We start from the raw sequence: 26,040 nt of genomic DNA on the forward strand, positions 1-26,040 counted from the left end.
GGCCCTGTGCCCATCTATCTCGACAACCCCCACGAGTACAGCCCGCGCGGGCCGGACGGCCAGGGGTGGAACAGGCTCTCGCTCAACGCCCACTTCGACACCCCCGCCCACTGCGGGCTCCGGCCGATCCGATTCGCCTCGCTCTTCGAAGCCCGCACCGGTCGTCAGCACTGGGGCGGTTTCGAGCGGTGCATCGGCTCGAAGCTCGCTTCACGGCGCGTCCCGAACGCCTCCCCGGACACACCGCGTGTGCAGTGCGGGGCCTGCCCGGTCTACCAGAACGCCCGCGAGCATCCGACGCTGCCGAACTGGCCTGGCCAGTCTGTGCTGCTGCTCGGCCGCGTAAGGGACTGGCCGCGTACCCCCGGAATGTGGATCGCCGACGCGGCCGCCGGCCGCAGCAGCGTGCATCTGCACACCTGGCAGGGGCAGGACACCGGCGTCGCCGTCGACTGGCCGGACCTCGCCATCGCCGCCGAGATCCGCATGACCTGGCAGTTCCAGGACCCGGACGGCGATGCCTTCTGGATCGTCCGGCTCAATCCCGGCGCCGAGCAGACGGCCGTCCACACGAAGAACTACCGGGACCACACCCGGCACGTGCTGTACGCGCCCGGCGCCCGGCGCCTTGCCGGGGTGAAGTGCCACGGGGCGTGTGCGCACGAGGACTGGCACCTGCGTCACCTCGCCGCCGACCTGGCCGACCTCGACGACGCCACGCGCGCCAACGGGCCCGCCGCGGCACCGGACCTGCCGGAGCGCCTGCCCGGGGTGCCGTCCTTCGCGCTGTCCCGCGACGGAGACACCGCCACGATCACGCACACGGCCAGCCGCGACTTCGACGCCTCGACCATGACCGTCAGCGCCGAGGTTCCGCCCTCACCCGACGTCACCGCCGCGCTGCTCGCGCACATCGCCCGCGTCGCCGCCTGGTAGAGCGCCACGGCCGTCGCGATCACGCGACGGCCGGCCGACGGAGGCGGTCACCTGGGCCCTCGCCGTGCGGTGATGGCGGGGACGGCCACGGGGCCAGGGCGATGCCCTCGCTCCAGGGCGTCAGTTCAGACTGACGCCGCGGTGGTCGTAAAAGCGGATGTGCGTTTCACTCTCGGTGTTCTCCAGGGCTTGCTGCAGCCTCCCCAGCAGTTCGGACTGAGTGCGCTCGCTCAGGTCGACCTCGAGCACACTGCCGCCGGCGAAGAACTGGAAGGAGCCGCGTACGTCAGGATCCCCGTCCCAGGGCTCGATGAGGAAGCCGCGGAAGGCGTCCTTGTCGCCAGGGCTGCGGTAGTCCTCTCCCTGCGCCAGGGCTTCGCATATCGCGCGCAGCTCATCGTGGGCGACGAACACCGATGCATTCTTCACCCGGGGACGTCCCGCGCGCGGGTTGGACTCGGACTCCCGCCGGGTGGACGTGAACGAGAGCACCACCCCCGCGGTGATCGGCTCGACGCCGATGCTGTCGATCTGCTCCTCGAATGTGGCCACGATCTCCCCTTTCGTCGCTGTCTGGTCGGCCGCTCCCTGAGCGGCGTGCCCATGCTGACAGACCGTGCCGACACCGCAGTTGCGCTGCTCGGGGCACTGTTCGACCGGTGCAGCAGTCCCTCGACGGGGTGAGAACCTTCGAAGGGCCAGCATCGGCGTCGAGCAGGCCGCTACTCTGGGCGCGGTGCGTCCCAGGGGACGCGCGCTCGTCGGCTTGACCCACCGTTGGCCGTCCTGAGTGAACCGAGCCGGTGCTCGGCCCCGGAGAGCAAGTGCAGCTTTCGCGCCCGGCCTGTCGGTCCTGTCGGCGCATCGAGGTGGGCGGTGCGATCTGCGGGACCGTGTTCAGGAGAGCGCCATGCCGACCACTCCCCGCACGTCAACCACCCACTTCTCGCGGATCGCCCGCCGGCTCAGCCGCGAAACGGGCATGGGCTACCAGAGTGCCCTGACGACCGTGCAGGAGAACGCCGACCGGATCATGCAGCAGGGCCCGCGGCTCGACGCCGCCGGCTGCGACATGGCGTTGCGGCTCCTGATGCAGCAGGACCTCGAGTTCTGGGGTCCGGGGATCGGCGCGCACATGTGGCCGCAGCAGTACCACCCGGTCTCGATGGAGCTGCTGCACTCCGGCCTGTGCACGGAGGCGATGAAGGCGGCCGACCGGGCGCGCGACCAGGACCAGCCACAGCCGTGCGGCAGCACATTCGACCCGTCCTACCTCGCTGCAGCCGGCGTGGAGCCCTTGGACTACGGCGCCCCCGAGGAAGACGACGATTGGGACGAGGAACCCGAGGAGGTCGACCAGGCGCTGCTGGAGCCGGTCGACGAGCCGGACCGGTGGCGGCGCCACGTGCTCACCCAGGGCGTCCGGCCCGTCTACCGTCTACCGGACGCCCACAGCCTCCTGCCCGCCGTCCGCGAGGAGCTGCTCCGCCTCGCGCCGGATGAGGCACGCGCCCGCCTGGAGCAGTTGCACGCGGAGCAGCCCGCGGCGGCCGAGGCGTACGTGGTGAGGGCCGAACTCCATCTCGCCGCCGCACACGAGGCCGGCCTGGAGCGGGACCACGACGTGCTGGACGCAGCGCGCCGGTGGTACGAATGCGCGGTCGCCGTCGCCGAGGTCCCGCTCGCCTTCCCGATGTACGACGGCGGGGTGCTCCTGTGGCGGGAGGAGTCCAACCGGCCGCTGCTGCGCGGGTTGTACGGGCTGGCGCGGGTCGCACACGGGCAGAAGCGGTGGAACTGCGCGGAGATGATCCTGATGCGACTGCTCTACCTCGACCCCGTCGACGAGCAGCAGGCCGGCGTCCTGCTGAGGGAGGTCCGCGCCGCCGCGGGCATCGCTCAGCCCGGCGAGACCGCCTGAAGTGGGTTCGGCCATGTCATGCAGCGCGCCGTCGGAGCGGCTTCCGCTCGGCGGGTGCTGCTTCTTCCCGTGGCATTGCGAGCGGACGACGCTTGCGGCTCGTGGCGAACCACGGCTCGTAGACCGGCTGGGAGATCGCGCGCCGGCCCACGGGCAGCCGCGGGCGCCTGGCCTGTGCCCCGCGCACCACTTCGCCGACGAGGACCTGCGGCGTGGCGATCGCCTCGGGGGAGGCGTCCAGTGCCCGCGCACCGGGCATGATCCGGCCTTCCAAGGGCGGTGCGGGATTGAGGGCCTGGAGGATCCGAACGGCAAGGTCCGCAGGCACCCAGTCCAACCGCAGATCGACCGCGGTTCCGGGGTGGTTCAGGCGGGCCTTCACACGGCACATGGTCCGTTCCCCCTCCACCTGGTGATTCACCGACGCGTATGACTGCACGCGGTCCGGGCCGCCGGCGACAGCACCCGGCCCCAGCGTGGGCAGCGCACGCTCAAGGCGGGCGTTCAGCCGGGTCCGGGCCGCCGTGTGCTGCTCCTCAAGCCGCTTGTGAAGCATCGCCGTGGTCCACACGTTCAGGTACGCGGGCAGGAACTTGGTGACGATCCTGCGCGCGAGCCAGGTGGCCGGCTGGTCGAGTCCGACGCCGATCGTCGGAGCACGGTCGCCGTAATACTCCCGCGGGTAGTGGCCGTCGACCGTGAGGCGTCGCCCGGCTGCTCCGGAGAGGCTGGGAGTGAGGCGGGCGACGTGGACGGCGAAACCCGCGGGGTGGTGCAGGGTGAACGACCCGTACACGTTGACCCCGGCCGCGGCCGTCCAGTCTCCGCCCTGGATGTCCTCGGCGTTGAGGATGTCGGCCACGGCCTGGCCGCGGGCGGCGAAGTCGTCGTGCGCCTTCTGCATCCGCTGCTCGATGACGTTGCTGTGCATGATCTCCAATCCATGGGCGGGGCACGGCGGCGGACTCGGGGCCATCAAGCGGCCTCGGCCAGCAGGTCTTCGCGAGGGCTGCCGGGGACCAGGGAGAGCAGCTCGCGCTCGCGGGCCCGATGGCGGCGCGCATTGCGCTCTTCGATGGCCAGCTGCTGCTTGACCTCGTTCAGCGACCGCCGTGCGTCTGCGCGCAGGCTCGGGACGTTGGCCTGCGCGGCGGCCAGGCGCAGTGCGGCCAGGTCCTTGCGGCGCAGGTAGTGCAGCGCCAGCGCGCGGACGACAGCTGCGGTGCGGCGCTCGGTGGCGTACGGCGCCGAGCCCCGGGACGGCACCCGGGCGCCGATCGTGTCCGGGGCGGTGGGAGTGATGTCGGCGCTCGTGTCGCGGTCCCACTGGCCGCACAGACGCACTCCGTTGACCACGGGCGCGTGCGCCCGCTCGTCCTCGTAGTAGCGGTCGCTGGCGTGGCCGTAGGCGACCCAGATGCCCTGCGGGATCGGCTCCGGCCGGTACCGGTTCGGTCCGACGGTGAACCGCCCGGAAACCCGGGCGCCCGTCACCTCGTAGACGACGCTTCCCGCGACCTCGGCGTTCACCGCAACCTCGCGCACCGTGATCTGCCCGAGCGGGCCCCGGCGGGGATCTTCGATCTGCAGCTGCACCGGCTCGGGATCCGGCGCCTGCACGGCACGCGGGCGGCGGCGCAGAATGCCGGCCAGCGCACAGAGCCGCTGACGTACGGCCCGGCGCTCCTGCTCGAGCTCGACAGCCTGGGCCTCCGCCGCAGTGGCGCAGTTGCCCTCGTGCTCGGCGTACTCCGCTGCCTTCTCCCGCGCCGCCGTCCTCATGCGGGCACGCCGATCGGGCAGGCTGCGCCAGTGCGTGACGATGGCGAGGATCACGGCCTCGGTGCGGCGCCGCGTGCCGCTGGTGAGCTCATGGTGAATGCCGTTGCGCAGGCCGGCGGCGTAGCGGCCCAGGAACCAGCCGGTCGGCAGGTCATCCGGGTACAGGTGCCCGGTCCAACCATGGACCCGGACGCCGTGCACCACCGGCTCGTCGGGCCGGTGCTCGCGGTAGAAGCTGCCGAGCGGCTCAATGCCGTCACCGAACTGCACCGCGACGGTGGCCGGCAGAATCGGACCGTTCGCGATGTGTTCCGGCACGACCACGAAGGTCCCGTGGACGTGCGGAGCACGCACGACGTAGCGGACGCGGCCGCGCTCCAGGACGGTGACGCGCGCTGAGGCACAACCGATGCCGGGCAGCGGCAGCTCCACGCGCTCGGTGAGATGGCGGACGGTCAAGGAACTCCTTTGCTGTACGGGCGACTTCGGTTCGGGACGGCGCCAGATCACTGCAGGCGCACGCCCCCTCTGAGGGCTGAGCGACCTCGGCTGAGGACGGCAGGGTGACGGGGGACGGTGTTCAGGGCGTCTGCGGGGGCTTGCGCGTCCGCCAGAGGTCGAGTGCGGCCCAGGGCCGCGTGACTGCCAGGGCCGCGAAGAGGGCCCACTCGCGCACGCGATTGCCGAGCCAGCGCTTGTGGTTGTGCGGCAGGAGCAGGTTCTCCACCCACGTCCCCAAGCGCTCCCAGGGCCGGAGCCGACCCGTGGCGTAGCCGAAAGCGAGCAGGGCGAGGACTGCGAAGGCGATCACGCTGCGCCCTTGGCGTACGGGTGCTCACTGATCACTTCGCGGATCTTGCGCACCGACGGAGCGTCATGCCACTTCGGGCGGTCAGGCGTGCGAGCAAGGCCTGCACGGGCCCGGCGGGCCGAGCCCGGTACACAGCTCCAGGTCAAATCGAAGCGCCACTGGGTTCCCCGCGAGGGGGCGTCGGAGGGAAGAGTGTCCCGGCCGAGGACGATCTTCAGGAGCATCTCGTCCGTTCCCCGTGGCGTCCAGGCTCGCGCAGAGCGCCAGCCGTGTGCTTCGGCGTGCGCGAGCAGCTCCCGGACGGTCTTGGGCAGTTCCCACCCGGCCGGCGTGATCGCGGCCAGCTTCCGCTCTGCCTGGGCCAGTTCCATCTGAAGCCTCTGCGCGCTCGTCTTCCATCGATCGCGTTCGGACTGGGCGACGTCCGCATTCCACTCGGCGGTGCGCAGCCGTCGCATCAGCTCCAGCGGCGACAGGTCGCGGTACTTGGCGAACACTCGCGTCTCGTCGGCCGTCTGCGGTCGGTCGTGGAACTCCACGCGATCGACGGTGCCGTCGGGGTGGATGACCCTCGACACTCCGGAGAGGGGGTACTGCGTGGCGATGGCGGACTCCCTTACAGAGCAGCAGGACAGCCGGGCGAACCCGTCGGGTGCGACGGCCGGCGATCTCCCTCGACCGGGACGGCCGAGGAAGACGTTCAGCGGCGCGACGCATTGCGAGAAGAAGACAGGGCGGGGGTGGCAGGGATCGAACCTGCGCTGCCGGCTTTGGAGACCGTCGCTCTGCCTCTGAGCTACACCCCCAGGGGGTGGCGATCGCGTCCCGGAGGTCGGGGCCATCGCCTCTGGGCACCGTTGGACGGCGCGACAGCGGTCAGGCGGTGCTCCTGCAGGGACTCGAACCCCGATTTCCGGCTCCGTAGGCCGGCGTCCTTTCCGTTGAACGACAGGAGCGGCGCGCACTGCGCAACTTGCGTACCCTCGGCGGGATGTGAACCCGCGATCTCGCGTTTGTGAGCCGGGCGAGGTATCCACTACTCCACGAGGGCGTGTCCGGCATCGGCGCGGGGACCAGATCAGGTTGGGTCCGCGAGGACCCGTCCATCACCTTCCCCGGCCGACGGCCGGTCCGTTTGCGGACCTCCCCAGGTGCTGCAAACGGATGCGTGTCAGTTAGGCCGGATCCGCGGGGAACTTCACCTCCCTGCTGACACTTTGTGAGCGGACGGGACTCGAACCCGCGACCACCCCAAACGGGGTCTCTGCCACTGAGCTACCGCTCCAGGGGAAGCGTCCTCCCCCCTTCAACCCGACCGAGGATCAGTCGGTCTGGTCCGATTGATGTGCTGGCGTGTGCCCTGCCGGAGCGCCGGTGGGTGGGGTGCGCCAACACGTCGTGACTCGTGGGGAGTTGAACCCCCGCCTCGAATGCCTTCAAGGCCAGCTCCGGTAGCTGCGAGCCTGCCGTACGGTGCGGATCGGCCGCGTCCGTGTCGCCGTACGGCGCCTGCGGGGTTGATCACCCCCGCTGACTCTTCTAATTTACGACACTGGCACCCATGTGTCAAATTAAAAGGGTCGTCAGGTGGTGAGGGGTGCCTCTCCGACGATGAGGCCGGCGGCCGCCGAGCGGCGCCCGGCTAGCTCAGGTCGTACACGAACAGCCAACCGGGCTCGACAGGTTCTGCGTGCCCCACGAATGCAGCGGCCCGCCGCAGGGCCTTGTCCCGCTTGGGCGACGGGGTGAAGTCGCCTACGGGCTTGCAGCTGCCGGGTGCGAAGCTCACGACATCGGCCCCGATCACCACCCGAGAGGGGTCCCTGTCGCCAGAGACGGTGAAGAGCTGCACGTCCTCGGCGTCACCGGCCGGGCCCTGAGTGCGGCGCAGGTCCTCCAGGCGGTCATAGACGTGCTCCCAGTCCGCCCCGGGCAGCTCAGCGCCGTACACGGCAAAGAACGAGTGGTCCAGGCTCATCGCGGCTCCTCCGATCTCCCGGTTCCGCCGGGTGCGGGGCGGCGGGCGGGTGCCGCCGCCAGCGGATTCGTCAGTCCTCGGCTGCGTCGCCGAGACCATCACCGCGGTCTTCGCAGTCAGGGCAGTCGTCGTCGCAGCGCTCCTGGACGCCGAAGCTGTGGACGCGGCAACGCATGCAGGGCTCGCGGGTGAACGTGACGTCGCCGTCCTCGTGCGTCTCGCCGTTGTAGTCGTCGACGGCGATGCCCTGCGGTTCGCGGCAGTGGCCGCAGTTGACTTCTCCCTCGCGGTACAGCATCAAGCCGCCTCGGCGGCACGGAGGGCCTGCAGGTCACGCACGACGGTGGCGATGTACTCGGGGTCGCTGGTGTCGGCGTCGACGAACTCGTCGTGCACGCGGGCGACCATCTCGGCGATCTCCTCGACGTCCGCCTCGAAGTCGGACCGGTCCCATACGTCGTAGGCGCACCCGAGGAACCCCTGCGCGTACGCGTCGGCCGCGTTGCGGGCATGACCGGTCCAGAAGTAGCGCGACCAGTCATCAGAGCGGATGCCATTGATGTCGTACTCGTCGCCGGTGATCTTCACGCCCTTGAGCGCGTAGCCGCGCGTCCAGGCATCGGCGTCGGTCTCGCCGATGAAGTCCGAGGACACCCACATCACGGAGTACACGGGCCGGTTCCACGCCTTGAACTGGGCGTCAGTGGCGAGGTACCGGTGGCGGCCCTTGCGGGGGCTACGGGCCGTGACGCCGACCTTGCCCCACTCGCGGGCGGACAAGTTGACCAGACGCCCACTGAACTCGAGGTCCAGGATGGCCATGTGGGCGGCGCGCCACTCCTCGGCGTTGGTGTCGTCGGCGATGGCGTGAGCGACGTCCTCGTACGGCACAGGCGCGTCCTGGGCGCTCATCCACGCGTAGGCAGCGTCAGCGGGCTTCAGGTTGGGCATGGTGCGAGGTCCTCACGGTCTCTAGCGAACTGGGTGAATGTCGACACGGGGTGCCTGCCGCGGTCGCGGGCGCGTGGGCGCGGCTCGGGTCGCAGAGGCGCGACCTCGTCGTCTGGGGACGGGCTCGGCGTCCTCGCGGTGTGCGACCGCCGCTTGGGTGCGGCAGCCGCCTGGTGGCCCGAGGGGGATTGCACCCCTGACCGTCCCCCGGCTTGGGGGCCGCTCTACTGACTGAGCTACGGGCCTGCCGGGCAGATCGGGTCGGCCGCCCTTCACTGTCCGGCGTCCAGAAGGTCGATCACCCCTCTTGACGCTTATAATTTTACCTATGACGGGGCCACGTGTCAATTTAAAAGGGTCACGCGTGGTGTTGTGAGCCCCCTTCTTGAACGGCTGCCCATCCGCGGGGAAGCAGGGTGAGATGGCTTCGACTGTGAGTGAACTGCGGCTACCGTCGAAGGAGTTCGCCTCTGCCGGCCGCTCGTCCTGGTGCTACCTGGGTTCTGCCAGACCCACCCGAGACCAGGAGCAGGCCTCGCGGCCGTCCAGGGCGGCGACAATGACGTCCGGGCCACCCGCACCGGAAGCGAGCAGCTGCTCGCCCCTTCAGCTCAGCCCGCAACGGGAGGAACCGCATGGGACGCTGCATCATCAAGGCGACACACGACGAAGACCTCTACCTGGAGTGGTCCTCGGTCGTTGACGCGTGCACCAGGGTCGGCACCCGCGCCGAGTTCCTCGCCTCGGGTCATCGGCAGGATGCCCTGGACCGTGCGGACCGAACCGGCACCTCTGACCGCGTCGCGCAGCTCGGCGGCTGGGACGATGAGTCCCTCGGCGTCGGGACAACTGAACACCGGCAGCAGGAAGGGCCTCTGATCCTCAATCGTGCCGATCTCGCGGCATTCGCTCGGCACCTCGCCGCCGGCGACTCCCGACGGGCCGAGAGCCTGCTGATCCCCGACCCCGAGCCCTGGGGCGCGACAGCCTGACCACGTCCGAGGCCCGGCCGCGCGCCCTGGTCCGCCGCTGGCGGGTTACCTGCGCGGCGGGGGATCCGTCTCGGTGTCCTGCCCGATCCCGAGGGCCTCGGCGACTTCGTCGAAGACCTCGGGATCGATGGGCGGCCGGGCGCCATCGGCCGGCCAGTCCAGGTCGACGAGGATCGGGGTGTAAGGGGTCGAGCGCGGTTCAGTGGCGGGCAGGTCGAACAGGAGAGTTCGCTGCCCGCTCGTTTCGGCGAGGAGCCGGGCGAGGTCGCCCGCGTCCGTACGGGTCTTGCCGGCGCCTCCGGGCCGGATGTGCTTCTCGCTCAGGAGCTGCCGCGCCAAGTTCTCCAGGTCCGGGATCCGGCCGGCCGCGCTGCGCGGGGCGGTCAGGGCGCGGGCCTGGTCAGAGGTCATGCCCGTGGCCGCGACGAGGCCGCGTACGGAGTGGTCGGGCAGTGGGCCCGCAGCGAGTTCGTCGAGACGGTCGGTGGCAGAGTTGCCGGGCTCGAGGCCGAGGAGTTCCATGGCCCGGTGTCGCTGGACGCCGGCCGCCGCGGCGACGCGCTGAATGTAGCCCTCCAGCCGGTCGGCGGGGCGGGGCAGGGGGGCGGCGGGGATCCGGACCGGGAGGCGGGGCTGACTGCCGGATCGGGCGGCGACAGCAGCTCGGGCCTGGTCCAGGGTGATACCGGGGTGTGCCCGCTTGTACGCACGTACGGTGCGGTCGAGTTCCCGGTTGCGGGGGTTGGTCATGGCGTCTCGCGTCCTTGTCCGGCCTGCTGCCCCACACGCGTCGGCCGTCCAGGAGGAGGGCATGACGAGATCGCTCGCGCGAGTCTCAGACGTCTGCGGTCCCCTGCGGCGGTGTGGGCGTCGAGGTGGTGGTGGACCGGGCGCGGCGCGGTTGCCCTTGGAACACACGCCATCGTAACGGCCCGGCCGACCCCGTGAATGCAGGTTGCCGAAGCCCGAGGCTCGCCCCGGCTGCCGCTCCCGAGCCGGCGGGGGCTGCGATGTCCGTGGTTGCCGTCGAGGGGCTTCGCCGCCGCGATGTGGGCCTTCGGACTGGCGGGCCCCTCAAAGGAGACCCTGAAAAGTTGTCGCATGGTCTCATCGTGGGTACATTAGCGAATGTGGGTGTGCAAGCACGCCGCCCACCCTCTTTAAGGAGCTTGATGAATCGAGAGTCCCGCATGGTCACGTTCTCCAAGAGCGAGTGCGCTCGTTCCGTGGTTCGCGAAATCGAGGCGTCGATCGAGTCTTTCGTGGCGGAGCGTAAGGAGGCTTCCGGGCTGAATGCGCAGGACCTGGACCAGATCGTGGAGTCCTTGGAGCTGATGCGTGCCGACTGCGTCCAGTTCGCGGAGCACTGGACCGACGAGGGCCTGCGCCTCCGCGTGGCAAGCCACGCAGAGGAGCTTCTCGGGCATCCGCGGGGCGTCCTCGCCAACTCCTCGGAGCGGTTCTGGGCGTCCTTGAGGCAGATGTCCGAGCCCCTTCGCTAGCGTCCGCGGGCGGATGGGCGGAGCGCGGCGCCGTACCTGCCGCGCAGGGTCGCCACCCCATCGTATGACCCTTAAAACTTGACGCATCCCCCCTCGTGGGTTAATATAAAAGGGTCAGCGGGGGTGATCGACCCCGCCGGACGCCGGACAGTCAGGAGCGGCCGCATCGGGCCGTCCGGCAGGTCCGCAGCTACAGGAGCTGGCCCTTGAGGCATCGAGGGCAGGGGTTCAACTCCCCTCGGATCGCGATGTGCTGGTGTGTGCCCCTCCAGAGGCGACGTCCCCGTTGAGAGGGTGCGCACCGGCACAGCAGAACGAACCCGCCCGGTTGATCCCCGGCGCGGGTTGAAGGAGGGAAAGCGCGCCCTCCGGGACTCGTGGTGTCAGCAGCACGCCCCCGTGTGGGGGAAGAGCGGGAGCAGTACCCGCAGAGTCCACGACGTGCCAGCGGAAGGTGATGCTTCCCCCGGCGGATCCGGTCCGCTGGCACGCGTCGCCCGAGGCTCCTGGGGAGGAGCCGACGGCGGCCCCGCCCCGGCCGGGGAAGGTGACGAGCAAGCCCTCACGGGCCCTACCTGATCCGATCCCCGGCCGACGGCGGGAAATCCACGCCCTCGTGGAGTAGTCCGGCTCAACTCACCCCACTCTCCATGGGGAGACCGCGGGTTCAAATCCCGCCGAGGGTACGCAGAACGTTCACGCAGGCTCTTGTCGTCCATAGGTAGGGCACCGGGTTGTCGACCCGGGAAACGGGGTTCGAGTCCCCGCAGGAGCGCTCACCGCTCGCCTCACCCCGAGGAGCGGTGCCCCCGGCCCTGCCGGGACGGGACATGCGACCCGTACGGATCCCCCACGCCGTGCACCGACTCGCTTCCCGTCCCGGCAGCCCGCCACGCCCAGGACCTGACCTCCCGTGCCCGCGTCCCGCACAGTGCGCGAGCCAGGGGGCATCACCCGGACCTGAGCCGGCCGAACCCGCAGAGGCCGCGCCACCCGAACCGTCCCGGCGACGGCCCACTGGGTGAACCGACCGTGCTGGGATGAAAGGAAGCAGAACATGGAGCTCGCCGACGGCCCGACCGAACCCGCACAGTTCACGCCCTCGCTGCGCGCGGAGCGGTTCGACGAGGTGGTGCAGTACGACAACGCGATGACGGCAAGGCAGCGGACGTACGAGAAGGTATGGCAGGGGCAGTGCGGCCCGGACTTCACCGTCGAGGACGGCGAGGACAGCTACCGCGTCCGGCCCGTCCGGCTGCGCGTCCGCTGGTTCCAGGACGGCGATGCCACGCCCCGCTGGAACAGCATCGAGGTAACCGGCCACGAGGTCCTGCCGGACGAGAACCTGCGGCGCCTTCCGGTCCGGGAGATCTGGACGCGCTACCACGCCGAGCTGGGGCAGGTTCCCGACTGGTTCCTCCAGTTCGTAAGTGCCAACTCTCCGGCCCCGCGGCCTGCCCCGGAGGGCTGACACACAATGCGGGCCAGGGCCGACCGCCTTCGCGCGGCGGGCTTGGCCCATCCCGGCTCCTGTCGTCCATGGGTAAGACACCGGTCTTTCAAGCCGGGAAACGGGGTTCGAGCCCCCGCAGGAGCACCCACCCGTCCCGCCGTCCACGTAAGGAGCGCCCCGTGGCCCGATACCGGTGCCGGCCGAACGCCATGCTCGCCGCGCCGATCGTCACCCTGCCCACCGCGATCGCCCGCCACCTGTGCGCCGACCTCCTGAGCCGACCGGATCCGGCCTGGCACAGCCTGGCCCATCTGGTCACCGCCCAGCTCTTCCCCGGCAGCGCCCGCCACACCCTGACCCTGTCCCCGCGCGACCTCCAGGACCTGCTGGCCGTCCTGCTCGACATCTCCATCGACATTTCCCACGGCACGCTCACACCCGCGACGTGCGGCTTCGCCGAAGCCGACATCCACGAGGCCATCGACCTCCACCAGCACCACTACGGCCCGCTTCTGGACCACTGACCCTCCGCCGGGCCGGCGCGCCCTCCCCACCCCGACCGGCGACACCACAAAACCCCGGAGACCCCGCATGGAACTGCGCCAGCTCAGCGCCCCCGCCGACCCGGGCTTCCGCCTCGACCTCGACGGCACCGCCCGCTTCCTCCACGAGGGCTACACCGTTACGGTCCATGGGCGCCGCCCCACTGCTGAGGACGCCTGGTGCTACTACGACCCGCTGGACAGCCACGATGTCCTGATTGCAGGCACCGTGACGTTGGAAGGCGTAGATGTGGGCACGGCCTACGCCATCGCGAACGAGCGTGACGCCCACAGCATGCGGCAGGCGCTGGAGGAGGTTGTGCGTGACGCCGTTGACGATGTCCGCCACACCGTCGCCCGCCTGAGCGCCCGCGTGGAGCAGATCGACCACAAGCACCGCGCGCAGCAGCCGTAAGTACGAGCTTCTCCACCTTCACCCCCTAACACTCCAAGGAAGTGGGCAGCCGCATGGGAAACGCATCGAGGCCCGGAACCGTCGTCGTCCGAGAGATCGACCACGACCCGTTCGTGGTAAACGGGGAGCAGTACGTCGTCCGGGAGCTGGTCTGGAACGGCATCGACGGCCGTTCCTACGATCTGGTGCGCCGCAGTGACGACCAGGTGCTGACCGAAGACGAGTCGTTCGACTTCCACCCCACCGACGCGCAGATCGCTGCGGTGCTCGAACAACACGGCCTCGACGCAGAGCTGGAGACGTGCAAGATGTGCCGGAAGGAGATCCTTGTGGCTACCGCGCACCGGCACGACAGCGGGTGGGTGGGCACCTGCTGCTGGGACGAGAGGTTGCGCATGACCGCCTGAGAACGCGTCGTCGTGCCGGGTTCTGTACTTTGCAAAGTGCCCGTTGCCGCGCCGTCCCGTGCCCCGGCCGTCGCTGGTGAGCTGCTCAGTGCCGCCCTCTGTCCACAGGTTTGCGCTGCCAGGGTTGGCGCATGACGTTGCCGTTGGAAGAGGACTCGAGGCCGCCCTACCTGCAGGCCGCAGAGATGCTGCGCACCTCGATTGAGGTCGGGCAATATGCCCCCGGAAGCCGTCTGCCGTCGGCGCGGGTGCTTCAAGCGCGCTTCGGCGTGTCCAGTTCGACTGTGCAGAACGCGCTGAGAGTGCTAAAGCGGGAGGGGTTGGTCTACTCCGTTGTCGGGCGCGGAAGTTACGTTTGCGGCGTACTCCCTGCCGCACGGTTGGCAGGCCAAATGGGGCGTCTCGGCGCTGTGAGCGCGGTAGGCGATCCGGAGCATGACCCTAGGCCCCCGTACGTCAGGACGGCGGAAAGCCTCCGGGAAGAGATACTGTCTGGCGCGCTTGAACCCGGCGATCAGATTCCTTCCGCGCGGGTGCTCCAGGAACGTTTCAAGATCGCCAATTCGACTGCGCAGCACGCGGTGCGTGTGCTCAAGCGAGATGGTCTGGTTTACGCGGTTCAGGGGAAGGGAGTGTTCGTTCGCGGCGCTTTGCGGGAGGAACCCTCCGACGGGCCAGAGGTGTCCATGGAACTACTGGACGGACCCTGTGACCCCGCGCCAGCCGGATGCGGACCGAGCAATGAGTCCGTAGTCGCCGAACTCGCTGCTGCCGAGTGTCGACTAGCCCGCGCTGCCGACGCATTCCGTGCCGCTGGTGCCGAGGTGGAGATCCTCAGTCGGGAGGCGCTGCGGCGTGGGCTGCTCCCCCTGGCCTCCATCCATCATCGGCCGGAGTAGGCTCCCGGCCGCCCTGCTCTGCCGCCCGCCCCGCCCCGCGGGGGGCGCTCGCTGTTGTGCCGGTCTGAGATTCACTCTCGTGTGTGCGGTGGGGGAGTTGCTGCTCCCCGGCTGCCCCGCCCCGCGCCTGTCTCGGCCCCGCCGCCGCCCGTGCCGCCCGCCGTCCGGCGCCGTCCCGCCTCGTGCCTCGTCGGCCGCCGTACGTCCGCTGGTCCGCCCGGGTCGGCTGGTCTGGCTGGTCCTGGTCGGTCCGTCTCGGTCCGGCGGCGGCCTCGGGCCGCGCTCGGCCGACGGGCTCAGCGCACCTACCCGTTCGCCGGCGGGCGAGCGGACGGGCGGGGGATGGCGGCCTCCGGAGGACTATGACGTTGCCGCGTCCCGCTGCGCCAGCTTGTCCCGGAGCCACTTGCGCGGGCTGACCCCCGCCGGGCGTTCGCTCTCCCACCGGACCTCGTCGGCGGCCTTCTCCGCCTGGACGACCGCGTGCTTGGTGGCCAGGCGGGCGTACGCGAGGGCCTTGGCCACGGTCGACAGGACGGCGGCGGCGAACCGCGGGTCGTGCTGGTCCGCGGCCGCCACGGCGAATGCAGCGGGGAACCCCATCTCCGACCGGGAGTTGGTCATCTCCCACTCGACGTGCCCGATGCCGTCCACCTGGACGGTCTGGGGGACGAGCAGGGTGGCGTGAGCGCGGACCTCCCGATACAGAGCGGTGCTGTCCGGGTCGTCGCGGTCGAGGTGGTCCTCGTGGCCGACGGACACCTGCACCTCGTAGCCGGCCCATGCGAAGCGGGCGGTGCGCTGCGGGGTGAGCCGCACATCGGCGAGGGGCGCGCCGAACTTCGACGGTTCGGTCTGCCGCAGGCCGGGGTATGCCGCGGCGAGCGCGGCCACAGTCTGGTCGAGAGGGCTGGGCGAACTGGGCAGGGTGGTCTCTTCGGGCACGGCGGGCCTTCCTGGCTGCGAGGGGATGGGTATACGTCCAGGCCGCACACGGTGGCCGGTGCGTTCGCCTGGGTGACGCCATCCCCACTCACGCGGGAAGCAGAAGAGCAGTGCTCCTAGCGGGAGCCATCCCCGCGTGCGCGGGGCAGAAGGGCCGGGGCTGCCCGGCTGCCCCCAGGATGCCAGAGGCGTTCCGCCCATGAGGGCCCTTTCCCACACACGCTGCGGTCGGAGTCTCCTCTCTTCCGGGTCGGTCAGGTGCGGTTGCGGTCGGAGGGTTCCGTGCTGGTCCGGGCCAGCTGCGGGTCCACCGCGTAGACGGCCGGCTGACCGGGGCGCAGCGGGAGGTGCTCGTTGATCCAGGTTCCCTTCACCCGGGTCCGGCGCCGGGTGAACGTCTTGCCCTCGATGGCGTCGGGGCCGTAGACGGGGCCGGAGGGCCGGCCGTGTTCGTCGAGGAGGTGGACTCGGGTGTTGCGGGTCCAGTGGGCGCGGCGCCAGTCCCGGTACTGCGCGGGCGCCCTGCCCGACGAGCTTGGCGTGCTCGGCGGCGGGACAGCGGCGGCCTGGTGGGGCGGTGCGGTGAAGCGGAGCACGCGGACGCCGAGGAGCGCGCCGAGGCGGGCCTGCGGGGTGCGGGCGGCCTGTTCGAGCTGCTGCTGGCGCCGCTCCGCCGCGGGCAGCCGGTTCTTCTTTCCCTTGCCGCTGGTGCGGGCACGGCCCGGGATCGGCGGGGGTGTGTCCCAGTCCTCCAGCGCGTTCAGGGCGGCGTAGTTGCGCAGTACGCGGGCGGCCGGGCCGGGGTTGGTGTCGAGCCGGTGTACCGGGTGCATCGACCAGGCGTAGCGGCCGTCGTGCATGATCTTGGCGATGATCAGCCAGCCGAGCAGCGGGTTGAACATCAGCGCGGCGTCGGTGCCGTCGTCCGGGTGGGCCAGGAGCACACCGCCCATGACGAGCGGACTGCCGCCGAAGAACGCGTCGGGTCCGGCGCCGAAGTGCGCGGCGACGTGGGCGTGGAGGTCCTCGTCGTCGGCGGTGACGGCAGGCAGCGGAACGCCGTCGTGGAAGACCATGACGGCCTCGCCCGTCAGCCGCAGCTGTGCCTCGGGTTCGGGCGGCAAGCCGGTGACGGCGTCGAACGCCTCGGAGGCCGGCACGAAGTACGGCTGCGCGGTGTAGGCAGCGAGCATCATCTGCAGGTCGACGAACCGCTCGACCTCACGCTCCCGGCCGGGCTGGAGCAATTCCCCTTCGACAGCAACCGGGTTCGTGCTCCGGAAGCGGACGCTGGCGGCGTCGCCGGGCTCCAGGCCGTGCCCGAGGACGACCTGCTCCTCGCGCTGGGCGGTGTCCTCGTAGAGCACGTCGCCGGCAAGCTTCTCGCGAAGCACCCAGGGGATGAGCCGGACCAGATCGATGGTGCGCCCGTCCTTCGCGCGCAGTACACGGCGGCGCGGCATCCCGCTGCGCCAGCTCAGGTCCTGCCCCGGCGCCAGCGAGTTCGTCACCTCGGCGTTGTGCAGCAGCCGTCCCCAGATCCCGGAGAACTCCCGCTGGCAGCGCTGCTCTTCCTCGGGCGTGAGCCGGGCGGCATCGACCAGGTCGGCGCCGTGCATGAGGCGGGCGTAGGCCTCGCTCACCGGGTTCCCGGGCGTCATGGTGCTGAACGTGGCGGGCATCGTGCGGTCCTCTCAGCGGCCGAGCCAGTGCCGCTCGACGGTGAAGCTGTCTCCCGCGTAACGGTGCCACAGCCGGGGGCCGACGCCCGGCCAGGCGGGGATCCCGGACAGCGGCGGGCGGCCGCCCCGAGCGGCGTCGTCGGCAAGCATCCGGGCGAAGCCGGCCCGGTACTCCTCGCTGCCCCGGTGCCCGCGTTCGACGTCGGCGAGGACCTGCCGCAGCGGGTGGGCGCGCACCTCGATCCGGCCACGGTGGGTGGTGCGGGCGCTGTGCGTGAGGATCTCGACCCAGGACCAGGCGTCCAGCCCGCGCGCGAGCGCGACGCGGTCGATGTGATCGGCCAGCGGGCCGCCGCCGTCGGTCCAAGCCGCGTACAGGCGCACCGAGCCGTCGGGCTGGGGCACGTCGGTGCGCACCAGCGTCTCGGGCCCGGCCGAGGCGAGCGCGCCCTCGACCACGGCTTGTTCGACCGGGCCGCGGCTCCCGATGGGCGCGAGAACGGGCCGCGCGGACGCGGGCGGGGCCGTGAGGACGGGCACGGGCAACTCCAGCAGCGGCGAGTAAACGGGCGGGGCTCCGCATCCTCAACGACGAGCCGGCCCGCCGATTACGGCCCCGGGCGAACCAGGCCGGCCCCCCCGGCGACCCCGCGCCCGCCGTCGCCTCCGGCCTCCGCCCGTCCCGCCCCGGCGCCGCGCCAGCCTCCGTGCACTGTGCCCGTGCCCGCCGGGGCCTCTCGCACGACGGACTCTGTCCACAGGGCCGTGCTCTGAGGATCGGCGCATGACTCGGATGACTGCTGCTGACCGTAGGTTTGAGAGGGAACTCAGGAGGGACAAGGACCTGGCCCGATGGTGGTACCGCCACGAGTTCTTCCAGTGGTTGATCGATGACGACCCCGAGAACCTGGAGGGCGTCGACCCAGCCCAGGTGGACGAGGAGGTTCTTGAGCGCGACGGCACCGGATACGGCAAGGTCTTGGCGCCGTGGCTGGCCAGGGGCCTGCTGGCTCATGCCGGCTGCTATGCGGAGGCGGGAGCACGACGTGCATCCCGTCTGCCTGCCTTGCTCATACAACGGGCCGACGCGGCGCTTGCGGGGCTAGCGGGGTATCGCAGCTCCTCACCCGACGGGTCCGGCTACTACGCGGCGAGGTACTCCAAGGAAGTTGCCGAACTCTACGAGCTGGCCTGGGAGGTCACCTGCGCGGTGAGGCAAGAGCAGCATGCGCCGGCTGCTTCCGACCTGCCGCGAGCGGCCTGAGACTCGCCCCGGGTTGTGGGGTCCTGCGACGAACTGCCGGGCCGCCCACCGCCCCGGCGCCCGCCGCCGCCCCCACCCCGCGGGCCGCCCCCGCGCCCGGCCCGCTGCCCGCCGCCGCGCCGCGCCCACGGCCCGGCGCCGCGCCGCCGCCCGCCCGCCGCCGGGCCGCCTCCGCGCTGCCCGGCGGCGCCGCGGCGTCGGTCGGTTGGTTGGTGAGGTGTCTGTCCAGTTCGTTGTCGGTCGCTGTCCGGTGGTGTCCGGATCCGTCCCGCGCTGTCCGCGCGCCGCCGTCCGCCCGCTCCCGGCCCCCGGCCCGCCGCCGCGCCTGGCGCCCGCTGCTGCTTCCGGCCCGGCATCCCGCCCCCGGCCCGGCCCGCCCGTCGCCTCCCGCCGGCCCGGCCGCCCCACCGGGCCGGCCGCGTCCCGTCGGCCGTCCGGTGCCCCGCCGCCGCCCGGCGCGGCGCTGTGCGGCCCGTCCCGTCGGTCGCGTGGGTGGCCGTACGTCCGCCCGGCGCTGCCCGCTGCCCGGCGCTGCCTCGTCTGCTGCTGCTCCGCCGCCCGTCCCGGTCCGTCGCCCGTCGCCCGTTGCCCGCTGGCCGTGCTGTGCTGTCCCGGCCTGCTGTTCCGTGCTGCTGCTCGGCGCTGCCTCTGCTGCTCCGCCGCTCAGCACCGCCCGGCCCGCCCTGCCCGTCGCCTCCCGTCGGCCCGGCTGCCCCGTCGGCCCGGCTGCCCCGCCGGGCCGGCCGCGTCCCGTCGGCCGTCGGCCGCGGTCCGTCGTGCTGCTGCTCCCGGCCCGGCATCCCGGCCCGGCCCGGTCCGCCGGTCCGTCGCCCGCTGGCCGCGCGGCGCTGTCCGGCCTCCGTCCGGTCTGCCTCGGGTGTCCTTGCTCCGCCTTGCCCGCTGCCCGGCGCCCCGGCCGCGCCCGCCGGGCCGTCCGGCTGCCGCGCCTGGCTCCCGCCCGGTCCGCCGCGGTCCGTCACCGCGCCCGCCCTGCCCGCTGCCCGGCCCCGCGCTCGCCGGGCCTCCGGCCGTGCTGCCCGGCCCGTCGGCCGCCGCTGGCCGGATCCGCGCCGGACGGCCGTCGTGCCGCCGTGGCCGCCGGCCCTCGGCCGTCGTGCCGGTGTGTGGGGGAGGGGGTGCTGTCGTGCTGTGCTGTTCCTCCGTGTTGTTGCGGCGTGTTGTTGCGGCGTGTTGTTGCGGCGTGTTGTTGCGGCGCGTCGTGTGTGCCTGCTCTGTGCCGCGCTCGTACAGCGCGCTGTTGTAGCGCGCTGTTGGGTCGTGTTGGTCCGGGGTGGTGGTCTTGTGTGCTGGGTTCGTGTGGTGCTGTTGCGTGTTGGTAGGGCTCGGGGTGGTGGCGTGCGTGGTGGTCGTGCTGTTGGGGCGTGGTGGTCATTCGTGCGTGTGGTCTGGTCTGTTTCGGTCGGTTCCGGTCGGGGTGGGCTGTTGTGCTGAGGTGGGGGTTGTGGTGCCGCTAGGGTCCTGGGACTGTGACGGAGACGAGGAAAAAGCGGTTGGTGCCGACGGGTGATTGCTTCTGCGGGTGTGGTGGGGAGGCGGGGATCGGGCGCTGGTTCATGCTCGGGCACGACATCACGGCCGCTGCGGCGTTGCGTGCGGTGCAGGGCGGGGTGACGTTGCCGGAGCGTCTGGTGGAGTCGGGGTTCGGGCCGGAGCGTTCGGTGGTCCAGGAGGCGGTCGATCGGGCGGGCTGGGCCCGTTGTGCGGGGTGTGCGTACGCGGGGGCGCCGGCGGGGCTGGCTGCTCATGTGCGCGGGGGCGGGTGTGAGGGCGCCGGCCGGGCCGAGTCGGGGCCGGATGGGGCCGGGGTGCCGGCGGGCGGTGTCCTGACGGCCGAGGCGGCCGCCGGGGAGCTGTCCGCTGCTGCTGCGCCGGGGCGCGCCGCCGAGGGCCGTACGGGCCGTACAGGCGGGTCTGGCGGTTCGGGTGGTGGGGACGCTGGGCCGGTGCGGGTGGAGGCGGGTGTGGCTCGGGGGTTGGTGTTGCCGGGGCCGGGTGACGGGTTGTGGCGCAAGGTGCCGCTGCATCTGCGTCAGAACGTGGAGGTGGCCGCGCGTCGGCTGGTGTCGCCGGAGCCGGCGGTGTTGCGGGAGAAGGGGAATTCGGGGGTGCGGTACGCGCTGCGGGCGGCCGATGGCCGGCGGATGGGCGGGAAGCACTGGCTGGCGTTGCTGGGCGCGCCGAGGGAGTCGTTCGGCGGTGCGCGCAGTGAGCGGGCGCGGCGGGTTTTCGAGGTCCTGGAGCAGGTGGTGGCCGAGTACGTCGCGCCGGCCGTCGCGGTGAGCTCCGAGAGGGTGGTGTCCGCGCCCGGTTCTGCCGGGGCTGCCCCGGAGCCCGGCCGTGCGGCCGGGTCCGTTGACGGGTCCGTCCGGGTCTCCGGGGCCGGGCCTGGTGCCGGGGCCGGTGCGGCGGCGCCGAAGGACACGGTGGTGGAAGGGTCCGCGGCTGTGCCGGGGCCGGGGGAGGCGGAGCTGCAGGCGGCCGATGATGCCTCGTCCGAGCCGGCCGCCTCGACGTCGGCCTCCGCCTCGTCCGCCTCGTCGGTGTCGGTGGTGCGGGTGGAGACGGGAGCGGGCCGGGGCCGGCTGCTGCCCGGGGCGGACGACCCGGTGTGGGACGAGGTGCCGCTGCATCTGCGGCAGGCGCTGCGGGGTCCCGCGCACCAGCTGGTGACGCCGGTGCGGGGGCCGTTGAAGGAGCCGGAGCAGCGCCGTGTGCTGTCCGCGGTGCGGGCGGCCCAGCGGATGCGGATGACGGGCGCGCACTGGCTGCTGCTGCTGACCGCCGAGCGGGAGGCCTTCGGGAGCTCGGGCAGCGCACGGGCGGGCGCGCTCTACACGGTGCTCGAGCAGATCCTGGCCGAGTACCCGCCGCTCACCCAGGTCCAGGAGGAGCCCGCCGGCGCCGGGGAAGCCGAGGCAGGCTGAACCAACGTGCAGGGCCTCGCCGCACCGCGCAGGGCTTCGGGCGCGTTCTGCGCCCGGCCCTGGCTGCCCTGGCTGCGCCCCGCGTCTCGGCCCGTCCTGGCTGCGCCGCCGGCCGCTGTGACTGCGCCCTGCGTTCGCGGTGGCACGCCGCTGCGCCCGGTGGGATGGCGTGCTGGGTCTGTGTGCTGCTCGACCGGGCTTCGGCAGCGTGCTGTTGGGGCGTGCTGTCTGCGGTGCCCGTGCCGCCGTACGCCTGCCGTCCCGGCCGCCCGTGGCTTCGACCGTGCCGGCTGCTGCGCCCTGGTCGTTGTCCGTCGGCCCGGCCGGTGGCGGGGTGTTGCGGGGCTGGGCAACGGTGCCGTGCCCGTACGCGGGGGCCGGGGCTGTGGGTGTTGCCGCGCCCGGCAACACTTCGGTCGGCGCCCGGCCTCTGCTCGCGTCGTCTCGTGCGCGCTGGGGCTGTCCGGGCCTTGCTGGGGAAGGCCCGTGCGGTGCTATGCGGCCTGGTGGCTGGCCCTGCGGGTGAGGTCGATGAAGGTCGTGACGCGGCTTTCGATTCCACGGCGCAGGCGGTCGTCGGCCGGGTTGTCGGCGAATTCGAGCAGTTCCGTGTGCATCAGCGTCAGAAAGTCGATCGCCTGCTGGGCGTCGGCCAGGGTGCTGTCGGTTTCGAACGTCTCGATGAGCTTGGTGACTTCACCGGCGAGGGTGCGGGCCTGGTCTGCCTCGGACTGGTGCATGGGGTCCTTTCCCGAAGGGGCGGGGCGGGGGGTGTTTCCCTCACCGCTAGTTACTAATGTACTTCAAATAGGGGGTCTACGTCAAACGTTTAGGACTCCCGGGGGTGTGCTGCGCCGCCTGCCGTTCCCGTCCGGGGGCCTGTCGCGGTGTGGTGCGGGCGGGTGTTCAGCGCGGGGGTGCGTAGTTGATGCGGGCGTAGGTGATCGCGTCGCTCTGGATGCCGAGGGTGCGCAGGTAGCGGCGGATGACGTCGTCCTTGGTGCGCCCGGTGACGCGGGCCGGGGCGGGGCCGTCCGGGGGTGGGGCTGATGTACCAGCCGGTGGCGCGGCCCGCGGTGTTGCGGGTGCGGCCCAGGGTGGCCCGGGGCGGTGTGGCGCGAGGGGCGCCGTGGGTGACGGTGACGGTGCCGTGGCCCGGCCCGGTGAGCTCGGCCTCGACGACGACGGCGCGGCCGGTGGCCTCCAGGTGCAGCTGGTGCACCTGGTCGACGGCGGCGGCAGGGACGGCGCTGCCCCAGTGGTTGGCCCGGCCGTCCGGGAGGCCGGTGAGGTGCGCCTCGTACAGGGCGCGCCCGGTGTCGGTCGGGTGCAGGTCGTACGCGTCGCTGCCGACGGTGAGCAGGCCGCAGGCCACGGCGTCGTCGAGGTGGGTGCCCAGGCCGGCCGGGGTGATGTGCTTGATCGCATCGCCCTCGGCGGCGCCCTTGACCAGGGCGAGGATGTGCGTCGGGCTGGCGTAGTACCGGCTCATGGGTCGGCGCTCCTTGTTGTGTCGGGCCGGGAGGCGGGGCGCCTGCTGCGCCCCGCCCTTGGGGCCGGTGGCCCCTTCTGTCAGAGCTGCGGGGCGTGGGGCGCCAGGACCTCGGGGAGGTGCTGGGTGTAGAGGCCTTCGAGTCCGGCGGGTGCGATCAGGCCCCAGGTGAAGGTGTCCGTGTCCGGGTAGAACCAGCCGCGCATCCGGCTGGGGGCGTCGTGGGTGCGGATGACGCCTACGCCGTAGACCTCAAGGGTGCCGTCGTGGAGGGCGTCCTGCTGCTCCTGGGTGAGGTGGTCGACGTTGTAGTACTTGTCGAACTCCTCGTCGGCGACGACGGCGAGAACGGGGCTGAAGTCGTCTTCGACGCGGCCAAGGAAGCTGCGGTAGCGGGCGAGAGAGGCCAGCGCGTCCGCGCGGGTGGCGCAGGTGTCGCGGTAGAGGACGCGGTCCTTGTGGTCGGGGATCTCGTCGGTGTCGTACTGCCATGCCTCGATCTGGTGGCGGGCGTAGGTGCCGACGCCGTTGTGGCGCTTGCGCAGGAAGCCGTAGGGCTTGCCGTCGACGACGACGGGGTGGCGCTCGGTGCAGAACTCGCAGGTGATGCCGACGTGACGCAGGAAGCGCTGGAGGCGGGGGAAGCGGGCGAAGCGGGTGCCGCAGTTGCAGCAGGTGTACACCTCCCAGCTGTTGGGGTTGCCCACCGAGTCGTGGTTGCAGCGGGGGCACGCGTAGGTGGCGCCGGTCTTCCAGTCGATCACGTTGTTGTTCATGGCTTCCTCCTGGCTTCGGGGCGGGGCGCTCACCCCGATGTCATTAATGTACCCCACAAGGGGGGAAGGGTCAAAGTAAAGGGGCCGCGCTGGTTCTGCTCCGGCGCGCGCTGACTGCCCGGGGCGCTGAGCCGCCGAGCCGCCGAGCTGCGCACCGGCCACAGGCGCCGGGGGCTCGGGCCCGTATGGGTGCGCCGTCGGCGCCTTCCCGCTGCTTGCGGGCGGGCTGCGTTCCCGCTGGCGGGCGGGTTGTTCAGCGTTGTTCGGCGTTGTTCGGCATTGTTCGCCGGCACCCGGCACCCGGCACCCGGCGGCCTTCGGCGCCCCGGCCGCCGCGGCGAGTCACTGGTGGGGGCGCCATGCGCTCGTCGCCCTGGGGCTGTCCGGCGTCGGGTGTTGCCCGTGCCCGGCAACACCACGGCCGGGGCCTGGCCGGCGTCCTGGAGCTGCGGCACCTCCGCCGCACCGGGGCCCGCCGCTCCCGGGCTCCGGGGGCGCGCGGTGGCGGGTGTGTGCGCCCTGTCCGGGTCGCCGAGCTGCTCGTACGGTCGCAGGACGGGCCGAAGGCCCCCGCTCCGGGTCCTGGGCCCGGGGACGGCAGGGTGAAGGTGGAGGGGGCGGTCGGGATGGAGCGCAGAACGGTGCTGGGCGCAGGGCTCGGCGCGGTGGGGTGGTGGGCTGCCGGGGCCGCGCCGGCCGGGGCGATGCCCGCAGGCGGTCGTCTGCGGGAGAGGGATCTGGCGGTAGCGCGGGGGCTGTTCTCCGCAGGGGAGTACGGCCGGCTGCGCCAGGCGCTCCCGGGTCTGGGCGCCCGCGCGCGTGAGACCCAGGAGACAGGCCCGGTGGGAGCCGGCCGGGCGGCGCAGGTGTGGGTGCTCGTGTCCCAGCTGGCGGTCAAGGACGGTGACGTGGCCCTCGCGGCCGTCTTCGCGGCCCAGGCGGAGGAGGCGGCCCGCCGCTCGGGCCGGCCGGTGCTCCTGGCGGCCGCGGCGCGGGCCGCCGCGACACCGCTGCGCCGCACCCGGCGAGCCGATCAGGCTCTGCAGCTCCTGAAGGACGCCCACGATCAGCTGGCCGCCGTCGCGGCGCCGTCGGCGGAAGTCCTGGACGCGTCCGGCATGGTGGCGCTCACCGCCGCCTACACCGCCGCCCAGGCCCGACAGCCCGCGGCCGCCGAGGAGTTCGCGGCCTGGGCCGAACAGAGCGCGGCGCGCCTGGCCCACCCCTCCACCCGCGTACGGAGGGACGGGGACCTGTCGGCGGCGCAGTGCACGCTGTACCGGGTCGGGATCCACCGCGAGCTCGGCGACGTCGACCGGGCCCTGGCGTACGCCGCGCGCCTGGACGTAGCCGTGCTGCCGACACCGGAGCGCCGGGCCCGCGCGGCCACCGACACCGCCCGCGCGCTCCTGGCCGCCGGCGACGTCCCGGCCGCGTTCGCCCAGCTGCAGCAGGTGGAACAGGCCGCGCCGCAGGAAGCCCGCCGGCCCTCGGTACGCACCCTGACCGCCGAGGCCGCCGCCCGCCGTCCCGACCTGCCCGGCATCACCGCCTTCGCCCGCCGCACCGCCCCACCCCGCAGCACCACCTGAACAACCCGCCGAGAAGCCGTCCAGCGCTGTCCTGCGCTGTCCGAAAACGTCCAGAACCGTCCAGCCGCGACGAGGCGCGCCCCGCCCCGCTGCGCCCGTCCGCATCCCGCGCCGTGCCGGCGTACGAGCGTCGATGTGGGGCGCGGAGCCGGGCTTTGTACTTTGCAAAGTAGGACACGGCGCCCCAAAAATGTGAGGTCTGCCACACGCAAAAACAGTTGATGAACACTCAAACCACCCCAAACGAAGCCCAGTTCAACACAGACCCCGCCGCCACGACCCGCTCGGCCGGCACCCGACAACACACCCCGCCCCATCCCCTCGCCGCCGAGCGAAGCCGAGCACCCCCGCACCCCCCGATCACCCGCACTCGGCCCACACACCCAAGAGCGCGGAGCGCTCCACTCCAAGATCAAACAAGCCCCCCGCCACCATCACCCAACGTAACCGGAGCGCGGAGCGCTCCGGCAACCACCCAACCAAGTTCGGATGCGAAGCATCCGAACCAAACGCCCAACTCGGGCGCGCAGCGCCCGAGTTGACACTCCCACTGCCCCCAACCAGGGGCGCGGAGCGCCCCGCACCCTCCCCACCAGCGCGGGCGCAGCCCGCGCCACCCGGCCGGAGGCCGGGAGCGGGGCCGCAGGCCCCGCCAGCTCCCGTGCGAAGCACGGGAGTTAACCGTACGCACCCGCGAAAGGGCCGAAGGCCCAAGCCCCTGGCCGAAGGCCAGGGGGTTACCCAGCGTACGCTGG

27 protein-coding genes and 7 tRNA genes are annotated in these 26,040 nt (G+C 72.1%); 15 read left to right on the forward strand and 19 right to left on the reverse strand.

What is annotated here, in order from left to right; genetic code table 11:
• The first annotated feature begins 6 nt into the window (after positions 1-6).
• Positions 7-936, forward strand: coding sequence for a hypothetical protein (locus ABR737_RS03325; RefSeq protein ID WP_350248680.1), 930 nt, complete (start codon positions 7-9; stop codon positions 934-936).
• Between the two features lie 120 nt (positions 937-1,056).
• Here the strand turns inward: ABR737_RS03325 and ABR737_RS03330 are convergent, their stop codons facing one another.
• Complete coding sequence (locus tag ABR737_RS03330) at positions 1,057-1,488, reverse strand: hypothetical protein (protein ID WP_350248681.1); 432 nt, start codon at positions 1,486-1,488, stop codon at positions 1,057-1,059.
• Between the two features lie 358 nt (positions 1,489-1,846).
• Here ABR737_RS03330 and ABR737_RS03335 point away from each other — a divergent pair, with 358 nt between their 5' ends.
• Positions 1,847-2,857, forward strand: coding sequence for a hypothetical protein (locus tag ABR737_RS03335; RefSeq protein ID WP_350248682.1), 1,011 nt, complete (start codon positions 1,847-1,849; stop codon positions 2,855-2,857).
• A 16-nt stretch (positions 2,858-2,873) separates the two neighbouring features.
• Here the strand turns inward: ABR737_RS03335 and ABR737_RS03340 are convergent, their stop codons facing one another.
• The 11 genes from ABR737_RS03340 to ABR737_RS03390 form a co-directional block, all read right to left on the reverse strand.
• Positions 2,874-3,788, reverse strand: a complete 915-nt coding sequence (locus tag ABR737_RS03340) for a hypothetical protein (protein ID WP_350248683.1) — start codon at positions 3,786-3,788, stop codon at positions 2,874-2,876.
• A 44-nt stretch (positions 3,789-3,832) separates the two neighbouring features.
• Positions 3,833-5,098: a hypothetical protein gene (locus ABR737_RS03345; RefSeq protein ID WP_350248684.1), complete on the reverse strand. Its 1,266-nt coding sequence runs from the start codon at positions 5,096-5,098 to the stop codon at positions 3,833-3,835.
• 121 nt (positions 5,099-5,219) lie between these two features.
• Entirely contained in the window at positions 5,220-5,450 is a 231-nt protein-coding gene (locus ABR737_RS03350) for a hypothetical protein (RefSeq protein WP_350248685.1), read from the reverse strand.
• On the reverse strand, positions 5,447-6,028 hold the full coding sequence (locus ABR737_RS03355) for a hypothetical protein (protein WP_350248686.1): 582 nt from the start codon (positions 6,026-6,028) through the stop codon (positions 5,447-5,449). Before ABR737_RS03355 ends, ABR737_RS03350 begins: the two co-directional genes overlap by 4 nt.
• A 157-nt stretch (positions 6,029-6,185) precedes the next feature.
• Positions 6,186-6,256: transfer RNA gene (locus ABR737_RS03360), tRNA-Trp, on the reverse strand.
• A 78-nt stretch (positions 6,257-6,334) separates the two neighbouring features.
• Positions 6,335-6,406, reverse strand: a tRNA-Arg gene (locus ABR737_RS03365).
• Between the two features lie 22 nt (positions 6,407-6,428).
• Positions 6,429-6,501 (reverse strand) — tRNA-Val (locus ABR737_RS03370).
• Between the two features lie 591 nt (positions 6,502-7,092).
• Entirely contained in the window at positions 7,093-7,428 is a 336-nt protein-coding gene (locus ABR737_RS03375; protein WP_350248687.1) for a hypothetical protein, read from the reverse strand.
• Between the two features lie 70 nt (positions 7,429-7,498).
• Positions 7,499-7,726 (reverse strand): hypothetical protein, encoded by a 228-nt coding sequence (locus ABR737_RS03380; RefSeq protein ID WP_350248688.1) that lies wholly within the window; start codon positions 7,724-7,726, stop codon positions 7,499-7,501.
• Complete coding sequence (locus tag ABR737_RS03385) at positions 7,726-8,379, reverse strand: hypothetical protein (RefSeq protein ID WP_350248689.1); 654 nt, start codon at positions 8,377-8,379, stop codon at positions 7,726-7,728. Before ABR737_RS03385 ends, ABR737_RS03380 begins: the two co-directional genes overlap by 1 nt.
• Positions 8,380-8,550: 171 nt before the next feature.
• Positions 8,551-8,624, reverse strand: a tRNA-Ala gene (locus tag ABR737_RS03390).
• Positions 8,625-9,014: 390 nt separating this feature from the next.
• Here ABR737_RS03390 and ABR737_RS03395 point away from each other — a divergent pair.
• The gene (locus ABR737_RS03395; protein ID WP_350248690.1) at positions 9,015-9,371 is read left to right on the forward strand and encodes a hypothetical protein; all 357 of its coding nucleotides are present in this window, start codon (positions 9,015-9,017) and stop codon (positions 9,369-9,371) included.
• A 45-nt stretch (positions 9,372-9,416) separates the two neighbouring features.
• On the opposite strand, the gene ABR737_RS03400 is transcribed toward ABR737_RS03395, so the two are convergent.
• The gene (locus ABR737_RS03400) at positions 9,417-10,121 is read right to left on the reverse strand and encodes a hypothetical protein (protein WP_350248691.1); all 705 of its coding nucleotides are present in this window, start codon (positions 10,119-10,121) and stop codon (positions 9,417-9,419) included.
• A gap of 422 nt (positions 10,122-10,543) precedes the next feature.
• Here ABR737_RS03400 and ABR737_RS03405 point away from each other — a divergent pair, with 422 nt between their 5' ends.
• From ABR737_RS03405 to ABR737_RS03445, 9 genes are all read left to right on the forward strand, one after another.
• Positions 10,544-10,873 (forward strand): hypothetical protein, encoded by a 330-nt coding sequence (locus tag ABR737_RS03405; protein ID WP_350248692.1) that lies wholly within the window; start codon positions 10,544-10,546, stop codon positions 10,871-10,873.
• Between the two features lie 610 nt (positions 10,874-11,483).
• A tRNA-Glu gene (locus ABR737_RS03410) sits at positions 11,484-11,559 on the forward strand.
• A gap of 18 nt (positions 11,560-11,577) precedes the next feature.
• Positions 11,578-11,648: transfer RNA gene (locus ABR737_RS03415), tRNA-Asp, on the forward strand.
• Positions 11,649-11,930: 282 nt separating this feature from the next.
• A complete protein-coding gene (locus ABR737_RS03420) occupies positions 11,931-12,344 on the forward strand; it encodes a hypothetical protein (protein ID WP_350248693.1) in 414 nt (137 codons plus the stop codon).
• A gap of 55 nt (positions 12,345-12,399) precedes the next feature.
• A tRNA-Glu gene (locus ABR737_RS03425) sits at positions 12,400-12,470 on the forward strand.
• 35 nt (positions 12,471-12,505) lie between these two features.
• A complete protein-coding gene (locus ABR737_RS03430) occupies positions 12,506-12,850 on the forward strand; it encodes a hypothetical protein (RefSeq protein WP_350248694.1) in 345 nt (114 codons plus the stop codon).
• A 67-nt stretch (positions 12,851-12,917) separates the two neighbouring features.
• The gene (locus ABR737_RS03435) at positions 12,918-13,283 is read left to right on the forward strand and encodes a hypothetical protein (protein WP_350248695.1); all 366 of its coding nucleotides are present in this window, start codon (positions 12,918-12,920) and stop codon (positions 13,281-13,283) included.
• Positions 13,284-13,336: 53 nt separating this feature from the next.
• The gene (locus ABR737_RS03440; RefSeq protein WP_350248696.1) at positions 13,337-13,690 is read left to right on the forward strand and encodes a hypothetical protein; all 354 of its coding nucleotides are present in this window, start codon (positions 13,337-13,339) and stop codon (positions 13,688-13,690) included.
• A 131-nt stretch (positions 13,691-13,821) separates the two neighbouring features.
• Positions 13,822-14,589: a GntR family transcriptional regulator gene (locus ABR737_RS03445; protein WP_350248697.1), complete on the forward strand. Its 768-nt coding sequence runs from the start codon at positions 13,822-13,824 to the stop codon at positions 14,587-14,589.
• 360 nt (positions 14,590-14,949) lie between these two features.
• Here the strand turns inward: ABR737_RS03445 and ABR737_RS03450 are convergent, their stop codons facing one another.
• The 3 genes from ABR737_RS03450 to ABR737_RS03460 all read right to left on the reverse strand — a co-directional run bounded on the left by ABR737_RS03450 (position 14,950) and on the right by ABR737_RS03460 (position 17,756).
• The gene (locus ABR737_RS03450; RefSeq protein ID WP_350248698.1) at positions 14,950-15,534 is read right to left on the reverse strand and encodes a hypothetical protein; all 585 of its coding nucleotides are present in this window, start codon (positions 15,532-15,534) and stop codon (positions 14,950-14,952) included.
• A gap of 254 nt (positions 15,535-15,788) precedes the next feature.
• The gene (locus tag ABR737_RS03455) at positions 15,789-17,216 is read right to left on the reverse strand and encodes a hypothetical protein (protein WP_350248699.1); all 1,428 of its coding nucleotides are present in this window, start codon (positions 17,214-17,216) and stop codon (positions 15,789-15,791) included.
• A 12-nt stretch (positions 17,217-17,228) separates the two neighbouring features.
• A complete protein-coding gene (locus ABR737_RS03460) occupies positions 17,229-17,756 on the reverse strand; it encodes a hypothetical protein (protein WP_350248700.1) in 528 nt (175 codons plus the stop codon).
• 244 nt (positions 17,757-18,000) lie between these two features.
• On the opposite strand from ABR737_RS03460, the gene ABR737_RS03465 reads away from it, so the two are divergent.
• Positions 18,001-18,480, forward strand: a complete 480-nt coding sequence (locus tag ABR737_RS03465; protein ID WP_053726624.1) for a hypothetical protein — start codon at positions 18,001-18,003, stop codon at positions 18,478-18,480.
• A 1,574-nt stretch (positions 18,481-20,054) separates the two neighbouring features.
• On the forward strand, positions 20,055-21,425 hold the full coding sequence (locus ABR737_RS03470; RefSeq protein ID WP_350248701.1) for a hypothetical protein: 1,371 nt from the start codon (positions 20,055-20,057) through the stop codon (positions 21,423-21,425).
• Between the two features lie 494 nt (positions 21,426-21,919).
• Here ABR737_RS03470 and ABR737_RS03475 read toward each other — a convergent pair whose 3' ends face one another.
• The 3 genes from ABR737_RS03475 to ABR737_RS03485 form a co-directional block, all read right to left on the reverse strand.
• Complete coding sequence (locus ABR737_RS03475; RefSeq protein WP_350248702.1) at positions 21,920-22,165, reverse strand: hypothetical protein; 246 nt, start codon at positions 22,163-22,165, stop codon at positions 21,920-21,922.
• An 89-nt stretch (positions 22,166-22,254) separates the two neighbouring features.
• A complete protein-coding gene (locus ABR737_RS03480) occupies positions 22,255-22,917 on the reverse strand; it encodes a hypothetical protein (RefSeq protein ID WP_350248388.1) in 663 nt (220 codons plus the stop codon).
• A gap of 80 nt (positions 22,918-22,997) precedes the next feature.
• Positions 22,998-23,693: a hypothetical protein gene (locus tag ABR737_RS03485; protein ID WP_350248387.1), complete on the reverse strand. Its 696-nt coding sequence runs from the start codon at positions 23,691-23,693 to the stop codon at positions 22,998-23,000.
• Positions 23,694-24,319: 626 nt separating this feature from the next.
• Between ABR737_RS03485 and ABR737_RS03490 the strand changes: the two genes are divergently transcribed.
• Positions 24,320-25,285, forward strand: coding sequence for a transcriptional regulator (locus tag ABR737_RS03490; RefSeq protein WP_350248703.1), 966 nt, complete (start codon positions 24,320-24,322; stop codon positions 25,283-25,285).
• The last annotated feature ends 755 nt before the right edge of the window (positions 25,286-26,040 follow it).

The organism is Streptomyces sp. Edi2, assembly GCF_040253635.1.
Taxonomy (GTDB): Bacteria; Actinomycetota; Actinomycetes; order Streptomycetales; family Streptomycetaceae; genus Streptomyces.